This is a genomic window from Pseudonocardia sp. MH-G8 (assembly GCF_002262885.1).
Taxonomy (GTDB): Bacteria; Actinomycetota; Actinomycetes; order Mycobacteriales; family Pseudonocardiaceae; genus Pseudonocardia.
Genome location: NZ_NKYF01000011.1, coordinates 182,348 through 195,072 on the forward strand (window position 1 = coordinate 182,348; position 12,725 = coordinate 195,072).

A 12,725-nucleotide genomic window follows, 5' to 3' on the forward strand; every position below is an offset into this window, starting at 1 on the left:
TGAGACATGCCCCCCGAGAACCCGGCCACCGGAGAACGCGCCAGTGCGAGCGAGAAGACCTTGCTCGTGCTGTCGGCGGTGCTGACCCATCCCCGCTTCACCGACGTGGTGGAGGCGACCGGGTTGGCGAAGGCCACGGTGCACCGGATCCTGTCCACGATGGTGGACCGGGGGTACGTGGCCGTGGGCCCGGACGGCCAGTACCTGCCGGGGCCCACGATCCTGTCGCTCGCCGGGCGCGCGCTGCAGCAGATCGACATCTCGGCGATCGCCCAGCCGATCGTCGACGAGCTGGTGGCCCAGGTGCACTGCACGGTGCACGTGGGTGTCGCGAACGGCGACGAGATCATCTACCTGATCCGCGCCGACTCGGACAAGCCCTACCAGATGCCCTCCCGCGTGGGCCTGACCATCCCGATGCACTCCTCGGGCATCGGGAAGGTCGTGCTCTCCGGGTTCACCGACGAGGGGCTGGCCCACTACGCGGCCCGCACCGGGCTCACGCCCCGCACCGAACGCACGATCTCCGACCTGGAGACGCTGCGCCGCGTCGTCTCGACCGTACGGGCACGCGGCTTCGCCGAGGACGACGAGGAGAACGCCCCGGGTGTGCGCTGCGTCGCCGCGCCCGTCCGGGACCACACCGGAACCATCAAGTACGGGCTGAGCATCTCCACGCTGAAGCTCGAGCACACCGTCGACGAGGTGGCGGCCATGGCGCCGTACGCCATCGAGGCGGCCGACAAGATCTCGGCCGCCCTCGGACACACCCCGTAATCCCTTGCACGAGTAGGAGAACTCCGGCGCCATGACCACTGCGACCACGCCTGCCGCCTACGCGGAGAGCCTGTTCGGCCTCGAGGGCCGGCTGGCCGCGGTGACCGGGGCGAGCCGGGGCATCGGCCTCGCGATCGCCGACTGCCTCGCCGCGGCGGGCGCCGACATCATCGCCGTCGGCTCCGGCCGGCCCGGTGGGGACGACGAGGTCCGGGAAGCGGTGGAGGCACGCGGCCGGAAGCTCATCGCCGTGACGGCGGATCTCGCCGACCGCGAGCAGGTCGCCGCCCTCGCCGCGGACCTCGCCGCCCGCGACGTCGACATCCTGGTCAACAACGCCGGCACGATCCGGCGCGCACCTGCCACGATGCATTCCGACGAGGAGTTCGACCACGTGGTCGACGTGAACCTGCGTTCCACGTTCGTGCTGTCCCGTGAGGTCGGGCGCACGATGGTCGAACGCGGCAGCGGCAAGATCGTCAACACGGCGTCGGTGCTGAGCTTCCAGGGCGGCGTGACCGTGCCGGGCTATACCTCGTCGAAGTCGGCCGTGACCGGGCTGACCAAGGCGCTGGCCAACGAATGGGCCGACAAGGGCGTCAACGTCAACGCGGTGGCACCCGGCTACGTCGCCACCGCCAACACCCACGACCTGCGCGCGGACCCGGAGCGCAGCCGGGCCATCCTCGACCGCATCCCGGCGGGGCGCTGGGCCGAGGCCGCCGACATCGCCGGCGCCGTGCTGTTCCTCTGCTCCCGCGCCGCCGACTACGTCCACGGCGCGGTGCTCCCGGTGGACGGCGGCTGGCTCGCCCGCTGACCTGCGGGCGTGTTCGACAACTCCGAGATGAGGAACTGAATTGAGCCTGTTCACGGTGTTCTACACCTACGCCGAGGGTTCGGACGACAAGCGGGACGAGCACCGGCCCGCGCACCGGGCGTTCCTGCGGGAGCTGCACGACGCCGGGAAGCTGAAGGTGTGCGGACCCTGGGGCCCGGAGGAGGCCCCGGGCGGGATGCTCATCTTCGAAGGGGAGAGCGCCACGGAGATCGGCGAGCTGCTCGACGACGACCCGTTCCGGCAGGTCGGTGTGGTCGCAGACCGTGCGATCAGGTCCTGGGGGATCGTCATCGGCGCCGTCGGCTGAGGAGCCGGGGTCGTGCCGCCCGCGTTCCCCGTCTCCGTCAAGGGTGTCGTGCTCGACCCGGACGCCCGGGTGCTGCTGCTGCGCAACGACCGCGACGAGTGGGAGCTGCCCGGGGGCCGCATCGAGATCGGGGAGACGCCGGCGCAGTGCGTCGTCCGCGAGATCGCCGAGGAGACGGGCTGGGTCGTGCGGGCCGGGCCGCTGCTCGACGCGTGGCTCTACCACGTCACGTCGGTCGACCGGCACGTCTTCGTGGTGACCTACGGCTGCGTGCCCGGGTCCGACGCGGAACCGGTGCTCTCCGACGAGCACGTGGAGGTCGGGCTCTTCACGGCACGCGAGCTCGACCGCCTCCGGCTGCCGGACGGCTACCGCAGATCCATCGCGACGTGGTCCGCCGACCCCCGCCGCCTCGCGGGCCTCTAGATCATCGGTTCGGTGCACTCCCGGCGGCATCTCGCCGGGAGTGCACCGGATCGGCGATCACGCCTGGGGAACGGCGGGCCGGGCGGCCCGGGCCCGATGGGCCGAGTAGAGGCCCAACCCGGCGAGCACCAGGGCCAGCGGTGGGAACCAGAACACCGCGGCGAGGGCCAGCACGAGGTTGGCCACGGCGATCCGGACCCAGCCGCGGCGTGCCGGGTCGGCGGCGGCGACGCGGGACGGCCCGGTGCCGCGCAGCGAGAACCCGAGTTGCAACAGCGCCAGCCCGGCGAAGACCGCGGCCCACACCGGCGCCCCGTCGACGAACCGCCACACCGACAGCACGGCAAGACAGGCGGTGGCGACAGCGCTCCCGGGCCTCACGACGCCACCAGGTGGTTCAGGAAAGCCACATTCATGAACCTGCAGGGCAGCAAAGTGGCTTTCCAGAACTCCTGGAGGGCCTTCATGTGAAGAGTTCCCACGTCGAGACCAGCCCCAGGATCGTCAGCAACACCCCGGACAGCAGCACCCACCAGCGGCCTGCGGTCGTCAGGCGGTAGGCCGGGGGCAGGACCTTGTGCTCGGTCCACAGGATCGCGAGGCAGAACAGCCCCGAGGCCAGCAGGCCGCCGAGCACGGACGCGGGTGTCACGATCACCACCAGCTCGCCGACCGTGAACACCAGCGCGAGGCTCGCGACCAGGATGTAGCCGTACATCCAGGGTCGCAGGACGCGCGGCCCGGCGCGGCGCAGCCGTCCGAACACCGGGGAGAGCGTCTCGTAGGCGGTGTAGGTGTAGAGCTCCCAGAACGCGTAGAGCGAGCCGAAGAACGCGAAGAAGACGGCGACGTAGTAGAGGTACTGCAGCGTCGGGTGGATCGCCGTGAGGAAGCCGGCCTGGTAGGTGAGGGTGTCGTTGCCCTCGGGGATCTGCTGCTGCGAGGCGAGCAGGGACGCGCCGTTGATCATGAACATGGACGCGAAGACGACGATCGCGGCGAACGACAGCACCGTGTCGCCCAGCGGCGCACGGCTCCACGCGCGGCCGCGGGCCACCTGCTCGGGGTCCTCCGAGAGCGGCAGCCGGGCCCCGCGGGGCAGGGCCGCGAGCCGCTCGGCCAGCCCGGCCTGGTCGTCGCGGCCGAGCATGCCCCAGCGCTTCTCGCGCAGCATGCCCGCGTAGCCGATGTAGTCGTAGGTGCCGCCGCCGACGGCGCCCAGGTACACGGCCAGCTCCAGCCACTCGGAGCGCTCGGCGATGTCGGGGTAGGCACCCGCGACCCAGCCGTTGTACTCCGGGACGCTCGGCAGGAGCCCGGCCAGCGCGGCGAGCCAGTCCGGTTGCAGCACCACCACGCTGATCGCGACGGCCAGCAGCATGAACCCGACGATCACGGTCTGCGCGCGTTCCAGGCGCTGGTAGCCGCCGAACCAGGACAGCAGCCCGGACAGCACGATCAGCCCCGTGGCCCACAGCGCACCGGTGCCGACGGCGGTGAGCGAGGCCATGAGGTCGCCCAGCCCCACGCCGAGCCCGCCGACCCACGACGGCACCGCGGCGATCGACACCACGCCCATGAGCAGGGTGAACCAGCCGCGCGGCCCGCGGAACAGCGTGGCCCAGCGGGCCATCGGGTGCTCGCCCGCCACGACGGTGTACCGGTTGAACGAGTAGGCCAGCGCGGCCTTCGCCGCGGCCGAGACGAGGAACGCCCACAGCAGCGCGTAGCCGAATATCGCTCCGCCCCGCGCGGCGAACACCATCTCGCCGGAGCCGATGTTGGCCGACGCGACGATCGCGCCGGGTCCCAGCACCGACAGCGCCGTGACGAGCGTCAGGCGGCGGCGCAGCTTCTCGGGCGGTTCGGGGTAGGTGAGGAAGCCGGTGGTATCGGCCGGGTTCGTCATGCCCGCTCCTTTGCGGTCACGAGGGGATCAGATGGTGGTCTGGTGCCGGCGCACCTGCTCCAGCCAGGCCAGCGACTCGGGCGAGCCGCCGGGGAAGTTCTCCCCCGCCTCGAGCAGGAACGTGCGGTCGCCGTGGTGGGCGAGCTCGTCGTGCACGGCCGCGGGGTCGCCCGCCTCCACCAGCTCCAGGATGCGCAGGTGGCGCCGGGCGTCCCCGGCGAGCGTCTCGTGGCTGCGCCGGGCCCGGCGGTTCATCGCCATGCACAGGTGCAGCTGCAGGGCCAGTGAGCGGTAGGCCTCCTCCAGCCTGCGGTGCCCGGCCAACCCGACCACGGCCACGTGGAAGGCGAACCCCCGCTCGGTGACGGCGGCGGCGTCACCCTCCGCGGCGACCCGCGCCAGCTCCGCGTACGCCGTGCGGCACCGCTCGATCCGCTCGGGCGCGTGGCAGGGCACCCCGAGGTCGACGGCGAGGTGTTCGAGGTCGTGGCGCAGGGTGCAGATCTCGTAGACGTCGTGCAGCGTCAGCGGCGTCACCACGACGCCGCGGCGCGGGGACCGTACGACGAGCCCCTCCTGCTCGAGCACCCGCAGGGCCTCGCGCAGCGGCGGCTTGCTGACGCCGAGCCGGATGGCCACCTGGTTCTCCACGACGCGGTCCCCGGGCCGCAGCTCCCCGGCGAGGATCATCGCCCGTAGCGCGGACGCGGCGAGCTGCATGATGCTCGGCGGCGCCTCGATGCGCCGGTCGGGCTGGTCGGACACGCTGCCGCGCACCTCCTCGAGGCGAACCGGGTACGAGCGAGTTTCGCTCTGACCCTTGTCTCGCGCCTACGAACTTCTGTAGACAGTAGTTCAGCTTGTCGATGTCGCCAAGACTGCGGAGGTGCGTGTGCTGGGTTCCGAGAGCTCCGACGGGACGGCCCCGCTCGCGGGCGTCACCGTGCTGGAGGTCGGCGCCTTCATGGCGGCGCCGTTCGCGACGATGCAGCTCGCCGACCTGGGCGCCACCGTCCTCAAGATCGAGGTGCCGGGCGCGGGCGACCCGGTGCGCACGACCGGCCCGTTCCTCGACGGGCACAGCTCGCCGTTCGCGCGCCTCAACCGCAACAAGCGCTCCGTCGCCCTCGACCTGAAGTCCGAGGACGGCCGGGAGGCGCTGCGCCGGCTGGCCGCCGAGGCCGATGTGCTGGTGGAGAACCTGCGGCCCGGCGCGATGCGCAAGCTCGGGCTGGACTACGAGAGCCTCCGCGAGGCGGCCCCGCGCCTGGTCTACGCCTCGGCGTCGGGCTGGGGCCAGGACGGCCCGCTCGCGAACCTCCCCGGGCTGGACATCATGGCGCAGGCCCGCGGCGGCCTGATGAGCATCACCGGCACTCCCGACGGGGAGCCCACGAAGATCGGCGTGCCGATCTGCGACCTGGTCTGCGCGCTCTACGTCGCGCTCGCCGTCACCGCCGCGCTGCGCGAGCGCGACCGCACCGGGCAGGGCCAGCACGTCGACGTCTCGCTGCTGGAGGCGGGCGTGTCCTTCGCCGTCTGGGAGGCCGGCAAGTACTTCGCCACCGGCGAGGTCGGCCATCCGCTGGGGTCGGCGCACCAGACCAGCGCCCCCTACCAGGCCGTCCGCACCGCCGACGGCCACGTCACCCTCGGCGCGGTCACCCCGAAGACGTGGTCGGGCATGTGCGACGTGCTCGGGCTCGGCGCCCTGCAGGCCGACGAGCGCTACGCCGACGCGTCCCGCCGCCACGCGCACCGGGAGGCCCTGATCGCCCAGATCGAGGACGTCACCCGGGGCTGGACCAGCGCCGACCTGGTGCGTGCCCTCGACGACGCCGGCGTGCCCTGCGCCCCGATCGCCGACTACGGCCAGGTGTTCACCGACGAGCACCTCAACCAGCGCGAGTACTTCTGGGACGCCGACCACCCCGTGCTGGGACCGGTGCGCCAGCTCGGCTCGCCGATGCGGTTCTCGCGCACCCCGGCGGTCCGCGACGCCGCGGGCCCGCTCCTGGGCGAGGGCACGGCCGACGCGCTGCGGGCCGTCGGCTACTCCGACGGCGAGATCCACGCGCTCGCCGCCCAGGGCGCCGCCGCACTCGGCGAGGCGACGCCACCCGATCCGTCCGGCACGAGCGAGAGGGAGGACCCGGCATGAACAACCGTGCAGCTACCAGGACCGCACTGGCGGTCGCGGCCGTCGGCGCACTCGCGCTCGCGGGATGCGGTGGAGGAGGCGGCGGGAACGACTCCGCGGAGGGCTGGCAGCCCGACGGCGACGTCACGATGATCGTGCCGTTCTCCGCGGGCGGCGGCAGCGACCGGGCCGGCCGGGCGCTGGGCGCGGCCATCGAGGCGGCCGCGCCGGACGTCACCGTGTCCGTGGAGAACCGGGAGGGCGGCTCGGGCGCCGTCGGCTACTCCTACTTCCTCGGCCGCGAGGGCGACGCCGAGACCCTGCTCGCCACCGAGACCGCATTGCTCGCGCTTCCGACCGGTGGTCAGGTGGAGTTCACCTACGAGGACTTCACCCCGATCATGAAGGTCGCGGAGGACTACACGCTCCTCGTCGTGCCGGCCGCCGCGCCGTACCAGACCTGCACCGACGTGGTCGACGCCGCACGCGGGGAGCGGGTCGTCGCCGGGATCAGCGGCCAGACCGGGCTGGACAACATCGTCTTCGGCCTCACCGAGAACGAGACGGGCGTGCAGTTCGACCGGGTGGCGTTCGAGTCCGGCGGCGAGCTCATCGCCGCGTTGCTGGGCGGCCAGATCGACGTCGCGTCGCTGAACCCCGGCGAGGTGATCGGCCAGCTCGACTCCGGTGACCTGCGCGCGGTCTGCGCGTTCGCCGAGAAGCGCTACGACTACGGCGCGCTGCAGGAGATCCCGACCGCCACCGAGCAGGGCATCCCGGTCTCGTTCGCGCAGTTCCGCGGCGTGCTCGCGCCCGGTGGCATCGACGAGGAGCAGCAGAAGTACTGGATCGACACGATGACGCGCGCGCTCGAGACGCAGGAGTACCGCAGCTACGTCGAGGAGAGCTACCTGCAGCCGATCACCGCGGCCGGGCCCGAGTTCGTCGAGTACCTGGGCCGCAACCGCACGCTGCTGGAGGAGGCGCTGAAGTCGTGAGCGAGCAGGCGGCCGAGCCGGCGGAAGCGGCGGGTCCCGAACCGCTCGGGACCGCGGGCCCGGGGCCCCAGGCGATCGCGTTCGGGGTCCTCGCGGCGCTCGGGGCGGCGGTGCTGGTCACCTCGTTCGGCTACGGCATCCTCGGCGAGGAGGGGCGGGTCGGACCCGGCCTGCTCCCGATGGTGCTGGGCCTGCTGCTCCTGCTGCTGAGCGCGGGCCAGTTGCTGGTCCGGCTGCGCCGGCTGCGCTCGGGTGAGCGGGAGGCTCCGACGGGCGGCGGGGTGGACGTGTTCGGGCGCACCGACGCGCAGCGGGTCCGCCAGCTGTGGATGGTGGTTCTCGCCCTGCCGGTCACCGTGCTGCTGGTGCCCCTGCTCGGCTTCCTGCCCGCCTTCGGCCTGCTGATGCTCTTCGTCTCCGCGGTCGTCGAGCGGCGCCCGCCGCTGGTGGCGGTGGTCGTCACCGTGGTGGCCGTGGCCGCGGGGTACGGCGTCTTCGAGGAGTTCCTCGACGTGCCGCTCCCGACCGGCCTGCTCGGCGACCTCATGGGCTGGTGACGAAATGATCGACAACCTGCTGCTCGGGTTCGAGACCGCGCTCTCGGTCGAGAACCTGGCCTGGTGCTTCCTCGGCGTGCTGCTCGGCACCGTGATCGGCGTGCTGCCCGGCCTGGGCTCCACCACCGGCGTCGCGATCCTGCTGCCCCTGACCCTCGGGCTCGAGCCGGTGACGGCGCTGATCATGCTCGCCGGGATCTACTACGGCGCCCAGTACGGCGGCACGATCACCTCGGTCCTCATCTCGACGCCGGGCGAGGCGGCCACCGTCGTCACGACCATCGACGGCTACCAGATGGCGCGCAGGGGCCGAGCGGGCGCGGCGCTGTCGATCTCGGCGATCGGGTCGTTCGTCGCGGCGATCATCTCGCTGGCCCTGCTGATGGCGCTCGCTCCCCCGTTCGCCGAGTTCGCGCTGCGCTTCGGGCCACCGGAGATGCTGGCCGTGATGGTGCTCGGGCTGGCCACGATCGTCAGCTTCTCCGGTGAGGACCGGGTGCTCGGCGCCACGATGGCGGTGGTCGGGCTCGCCATCGCGATGGTCGGCGTCGACACCGGCAGCGGGGTCTCGCGCTACACGTTCGGCTCGGTCGACCTGCTCTCGGGCATCCCGTTCGTCGAGGTGATGATCGGGCTGTTCGCCGTGGGCGAGGTGCTGCACCAGATCCACGAGGGCGCCGCCGCGCCGATCCGCGCCCGCTTCCGGGAGCTGATGATCAGCCGCGACGACCTCAAGCGCTCCGGCGGGGCGATCCTGCGCGGCAGCGGCGTCGGCTTCCTGTTCGGCTGCCTGCCCGGCGCGGGCTCCACGCTGGCCTCGTTCATGGCCTACGGCGTCGAGAAGCGGGTCTCGAAGCACAAGGACGAGTTCGGCAGCGGGGCGATCGAGGGCGTGGCCGCGCCGGAGAGCGCCAACAACGCGGCGGCCAACGCCAACTTCGTGCCGACCCTGACCCTCGGCGTGCCCGGTGGCGCCACCACGGCCGTGCTGCTCGGCGCGTTCACGATCTACGGCATCCAGCCCGGGCCGCTGCTGTTCGAGCAGCAGCCCGCGCTGGTGTGGGGCCTGCTCGCGTCGTTCTTCATCGGCAACCTGATCCTGCTGGTGCTCAACCTGCCGTTGGCCCCGGTGTTCGCGCAGCTGCTGCGGGTCCCCTACGGCTACCTCTACCCGCTGATCCTGTTCACGAGCCTGCTCGGCGCCTACGCGATCTCCAACAACACGTTCAGCATGTGGGTGGTGCTCGTCTTCGGGCTCATCGGCTACGCGATGAAGCGGCTGGGCTTCCCCACCGCCCCGCTCGTGCTGGGCCTGGTCCTCGGGCCGCTGTTCGAGAAGGCGCTGGTGCAGACCAGCGCGATCGGCGACGGCGACCTGCTGATCGTCTTCACCCGCCCGCTGTGCGTGGTGGTCCTGGTGCTGGCGGTGCTGCTGCTGGTGGGCCCGTCGCTGGTCTCCCGGTTCCGCGCGAAGCGCTCCAAGGCAACGAACGGCACTCTCGTCGGCTAGGTACGAACGAAAGTGCCGTTCGTCGGTTGTCGCGGGCCGCCCGCGACCGCGACGATGTCGATCGTGAGCACCAGCCACCTGCACGACTACCTCCACCGGATCGGCGTGGCCGACGCCGACGCCCCCGACCTGCCGACGCTGCGCCGGATCGTCGCAGCGCACGCCCGCACCATCGCGTTCGAGAACCTCGACCCGTTCACCCGCCGCGAGGTCCGCCTCGACCCCGACGGCCTGTCCGCCAAGCTCGTCCGCGGCCGGCGCGGCGGCTGGTGCTTCGAGCAGAACCTGCTGCTGCGCGGGGCGCTCGACGCCCTGGGCTACGCCACCACCGGCCTCGCCGCGCGCGTCATGTGGGGGCGGCCGGCCGACGCGCCGCTCACCCCGCGCGGGCACATGCTGCTGCGCGTCGACCTGCCGGAGGGGACGCACCTCGTCGACGTCGGGTTCGGCGGGCTGACGCTCACCGGCGTGCTGGCGCTCGAGCCCGAGGTCGCGCAGGAGACCCCTCACGAGCCCTTCCGGCTGTGGCCCGCCGGCACCGGCTTCGTGATGCAGGCCCTCGTGGGTAGCGAATGGCGGCCGCTGTACCGCTTCGACCTCGCCGAACAACTGCTCGTCGACTACGAGGTGTCCAACTTCTACCTCGGTCACCACCCGGCATCGCACTTCCTGTCCGGGATCATGGTCGCCCGGCCGGACCCGGACCGCCGCTACGCCCTGAGCGGGCCCGGCCTCGCCGTCCACCACCTGGGTGGGCCCACCGAACGTCGCACGCTGGAGTCGCCCGCCGAGATCCGCCGGGTCCTCGAGGAGACGTTCCTGCTCGACACCTCGGGCCTGCCCGACCTGGAGACGGCGCTGGCGCGCCTGTTCTGAGCGAGCGCGACATGCGTACACCCAGGCCCCGACTCGCGGGGTGGGGGCACCGCACCCCGCGAGTCGGGGCCTGGGTGCGGACGTGTCGCGGGCTCGTGCGGCTCAGCCGCGGTCCTGGGCGTGGGTGGCGGCGCGGACCTCGCCGACGTAGGGCCGTACGGAGCAGGCGCCCGCATGCCGTTCGTCGCGCGCAGGCGGCGCCGAGCGCCCGGGGCCGAGGTGTCGGACGGACGCCGAGTGCCGCCGTGCGAAGCTGCATCGGCGCGCGCGGGCGACATCGTGTGATCCGCCGCACAGCACGCTGGGCAGGCGCGGCCGGTCCGTCCATGGTGCGAACGGCCCTGCCATGGGCGTCCGAACGACGGGGAGGAGAGGCCGATGAGCGGAACCGGTGCTGCCCCGTCCGGGGGCACCAGGACCGACGAGGACATCCCTGCGCGCCCGGTGGGACGCGCAGACGCCACCGGGCCGTTGCCGGTCGTGCTGCCCACCGACGCCACCGGCCCCCTGCCCGCCGATGCCACCAGCCCCCTGCCCGCCGACGTCGGGGAGCCCGAGCCGGACACCTCCGCGATCCCGGAGTCGTCCGGCGTCGCAGCGACACCGCCGCCCGACCCCACACCGCCGCCCGGTCCGACGGCGCCGCCGACCGTGGGCCTCCCCCTGATCGCCGACGACACCGTCACGCCGGCCACGTTCGTTCCCCGCGACGACCCGGCTCCCGTGGCGGAGCCGGAGACCGTCGGCCTCCCCTCCGTCCCGGTGGCCGCTCCCCCGCCTGCGGAACCCGCCGCGCTCTTCGACCCCGGCCCGCCCCACCGCACGCCGGACGCACCCCTGAACGGCGCCGCTCCGAACGGCGCCGCCGATCTCTTCAACCCGGATCTGGCGCATCCCGGACCGCCGCCTGCGGCCCCGCCGACCACGGCGATCCCCGTGGACGTGTTCGACGCGCGGCCCGCAGTCCCTCCCCGCCCCGGGAGCGGGCCGGGGGGTGCGCCGCCGCCCGCGAGCGCAGCCGGCCCGTCCCCGTCGATGTTCTCGCCCACCCCCACCGGCACCACCGGCCCGGTCCCGCCGCTCGCACCGCCGTCGGGGCGCGGTCCCGGCGACGCGCCTCCCGGACCGCGGCCGCCGGTTCCCGTCCCCCCACCCACCACCGCTCTGCCGCAGGTGCCGCGACCCGCGGACGCCGAGCCGGGGGTCGGCACTCCCGCGGCGGCCGCCGACAGCACCGGTGCATGGTCCTTCGCCGGCGGCGCTCGACCGACGGGCCGGGATGCGCCGTCCACGCCACCTCCGGCTCCGGCAGGCGCGCCGGCTTCCGGCGCCCTCTCGGCCACCGCCACCGCTGCGGCGCCGCGTCGCAAGCGCAGGGTCTGGCCGCTGACGCTCGTCGGCGTGCTCGTCGCGATCGTCGCCGGCGTGGCGTTGACGCTGTGGCTGGTCCGCACGCAGCCCGGGCAGCTGGTCGACGCGGCCGCCACCGAGGCCGAGAGCTGGAGCGGTGCGCGCTACCAGGGCACGGTGGCCGCCCTCGACGGCGGCGAGATCCGCTTCGACCTCACGGTCACCGGGGCCGGCAGCCGGGGCAGCCTGTCCCGCGACGGCGGGAACGCCACGGCGGAGATCGTCAGCGACGGCTCGGGCATCCTGCTGCGCGGCGACCGGGAGTGGTGGCTCTACCACCACGCGGCCCGGGCCGACGACCTCGCCGACACCTGGGTGGCCGATCCGCTCACCGAGACCCAGGAGATCGACCCGCTCCTGGCGCTGCACCCGCACGGCCTCGCCCTCGACCTGCGCCCGGAGGGGCCGCCGCGGCAGTGGGAGGCGCTCGAGCGGCTCCAGGTGGACGGCCAGGACGCCTTCGTGCTCGTCGACGGCACCCGCCGGGTGGCCGTGGCCGCCTCCGAACCGCACCCACCGCTCGCCCTCGACGTCGGTCCCGGAGACGGTCGCGCCCCCGTGCGGGTGAACGACGTGCCGGCCGAGGACGCCGGCACCGTCGCGGGGGCCGCGGAGGCGATCCGTGCCGCGGAGGCACCGAAGTCACTGGCGCAGCGGCTGCAGGAGCGGCCGGAGGTCGCGATCGTGATGGAGCCCGAGTCGCTCTGCGTCACCGAGACCTGCAGGGTGACGATCACCGTGACCAACTCCGGCACGTCGCCCGCCCGGGGCAGGCTCGAGGTCTCGGCCGACGGGGCGATCGTCGCGAACCACCCGTTGGACGTGCAGCCGGGGCAGGTGGCGACGTTCGACGCGGCCGCCCCCAACCCTCAGTTCGCCACGCCCGGCGCCACGGGCCAGATCCTCTGGGAGTCCCGAGCGGTCGACGACTGACCCCAGAAACCCGCGAGTCGCGGTCTCACTGCACGGGTGTC

Annotated in this window: 13 protein-coding genes; 10 read left to right on the forward strand and 3 right to left on the reverse strand. The window is 73.2% G+C overall.

Annotated features, from left to right (window positions below; translation table 11 throughout):
- The first annotated feature begins 6 nt into the window (after positions 1-6).
- The 4 genes from CFP66_RS24520 to CFP66_RS24535 are packed head-to-tail and all read left to right on the forward strand — an operon-like array spanning position 7 to position 2,351.
- Entirely contained in the window at positions 7-777 is a 771-nt protein-coding gene (locus tag CFP66_RS24520) for an IclR family transcriptional regulator (protein ID WP_094927495.1), read from the forward strand.
- A gap of 31 nt (positions 778-808) precedes the next feature.
- On the forward strand, positions 809-1,597 hold the full coding sequence (locus CFP66_RS24525; RefSeq protein ID WP_094927496.1) for an SDR family oxidoreductase: 789 nt from the start codon (positions 809-811) through the stop codon (positions 1,595-1,597).
- Positions 1,598-1,637: 40 nt separating this feature from the next.
- Positions 1,638-1,925, forward strand: a complete 288-nt coding sequence (locus CFP66_RS24530; RefSeq protein WP_094927497.1) for a YciI family protein — start codon at positions 1,638-1,640, stop codon at positions 1,923-1,925.
- Between the two features lie 12 nt (positions 1,926-1,937).
- Entirely contained in the window at positions 1,938-2,351 is a 414-nt protein-coding gene (locus CFP66_RS24535) for an NUDIX domain-containing protein (protein ID WP_094927498.1), read from the forward strand.
- Positions 2,352-2,408: 57 nt separating this feature from the next.
- Here the strand turns inward: CFP66_RS24535 and CFP66_RS24540 are convergent, their stop codons facing one another.
- The 3 genes from CFP66_RS24540 to CFP66_RS24550 all read right to left on the reverse strand — a co-directional run bounded on the left by CFP66_RS24540 (position 2,409) and on the right by CFP66_RS24550 (position 5,025).
- On the reverse strand, positions 2,409-2,732 hold the full coding sequence (locus tag CFP66_RS24540; RefSeq protein WP_143517372.1) for a hypothetical protein: 324 nt from the start codon (positions 2,730-2,732) through the stop codon (positions 2,409-2,411).
- Between the two features lie 82 nt (positions 2,733-2,814).
- Complete coding sequence (locus CFP66_RS24545; RefSeq protein WP_094927500.1) at positions 2,815-4,260, reverse strand: Nramp family divalent metal transporter; 1,446 nt, start codon at positions 4,258-4,260, stop codon at positions 2,815-2,817.
- Between the two features lie 27 nt (positions 4,261-4,287).
- A complete protein-coding gene (locus CFP66_RS24550) occupies positions 4,288-5,025 on the reverse strand; it encodes a GntR family transcriptional regulator (protein ID WP_233159683.1) in 738 nt (245 codons plus the stop codon).
- Between the two features lie 127 nt (positions 5,026-5,152).
- Here CFP66_RS24550 and CFP66_RS24555 point away from each other — a divergent pair, with 127 nt between their 5' ends.
- The 6 genes from CFP66_RS24555 (at position 5,153) to CFP66_RS24580 (ending at position 12,684) form a co-directional block, all read left to right on the forward strand.
- Positions 5,153-6,421: a CaiB/BaiF CoA-transferase family protein gene (locus CFP66_RS24555; protein WP_233159684.1), complete on the forward strand. Its 1,269-nt coding sequence runs from the start codon at positions 5,153-5,155 to the stop codon at positions 6,419-6,421.
- Complete coding sequence (locus CFP66_RS24560) at positions 6,418-7,398, forward strand: tripartite tricarboxylate transporter substrate binding protein (protein WP_094927501.1); 981 nt, start codon at positions 6,418-6,420, stop codon at positions 7,396-7,398. Before CFP66_RS24555 ends, CFP66_RS24560 begins: the two co-directional genes overlap by 4 nt.
- Complete coding sequence (locus CFP66_RS24565; RefSeq protein WP_158228197.1) at positions 7,395-7,955, forward strand: tripartite tricarboxylate transporter TctB family protein; 561 nt, start codon at positions 7,395-7,397, stop codon at positions 7,953-7,955. The genes CFP66_RS24560 and CFP66_RS24565 overlap by 4 nt, the downstream gene beginning before the upstream one ends.
- A 4-nt stretch (positions 7,956-7,959) precedes the next feature.
- Positions 7,960-9,465 carry a tripartite tricarboxylate transporter permease gene (locus CFP66_RS24570; RefSeq protein ID WP_094927503.1) on the forward strand — a complete coding sequence of 502 codons (1,506 nt, stop codon included), beginning with the start codon at positions 7,960-7,962 and terminating at the stop codon, positions 9,463-9,465.
- Between the two features lie 63 nt (positions 9,466-9,528).
- A complete protein-coding gene (locus CFP66_RS24575; protein WP_158228198.1) occupies positions 9,529-10,341 on the forward strand; it encodes an arylamine N-acetyltransferase in 813 nt (270 codons plus the stop codon).
- Between the two features lie 378 nt (positions 10,342-10,719).
- Positions 10,720-12,684, forward strand: coding sequence for a hypothetical protein (locus CFP66_RS24580; protein WP_094927505.1), 1,965 nt, complete (start codon positions 10,720-10,722; stop codon positions 12,682-12,684).
- The last annotated feature ends 41 nt before the right edge of the window (positions 12,685-12,725 follow it).

Bases quoted from the DNA above. Each gene is read 5' to 3' on its own strand.
- CFP66_RS24520 (WP_094927495.1), top strand. From the start codon at position 7: ATGCCCCCCGAGAACCCGGCCACCGGAGAACGCGCCAGTGCGAGCGAG.
- CFP66_RS24525 (WP_094927496.1), top strand. From the start codon at position 809: ATGACCACTGCGACCACGCCTGCCGCCTACGCGGAGAGCCTGTTCGGC.
- CFP66_RS24545 (WP_094927500.1), bottom strand. From the start codon at position 4,260: ATGACGAACCCGGCCGATACCACCGGCTTCCTCACCTACCCCGAACCG.
- CFP66_RS24560 (WP_094927501.1), top strand. From the start codon at position 6,418: ATGAACAACCGTGCAGCTACCAGGACCGCACTGGCGGTCGCGGCCGTC.
- CFP66_RS24570 (WP_094927503.1), top strand. From the start codon at position 7,960: ATGATCGACAACCTGCTGCTCGGGTTCGAGACCGCGCTCTCGGTCGAG.
- CFP66_RS24580 (WP_094927505.1), top strand. From the start codon at position 10,720: ATGAGCGGAACCGGTGCTGCCCCGTCCGGGGGCACCAGGACCGACGAG.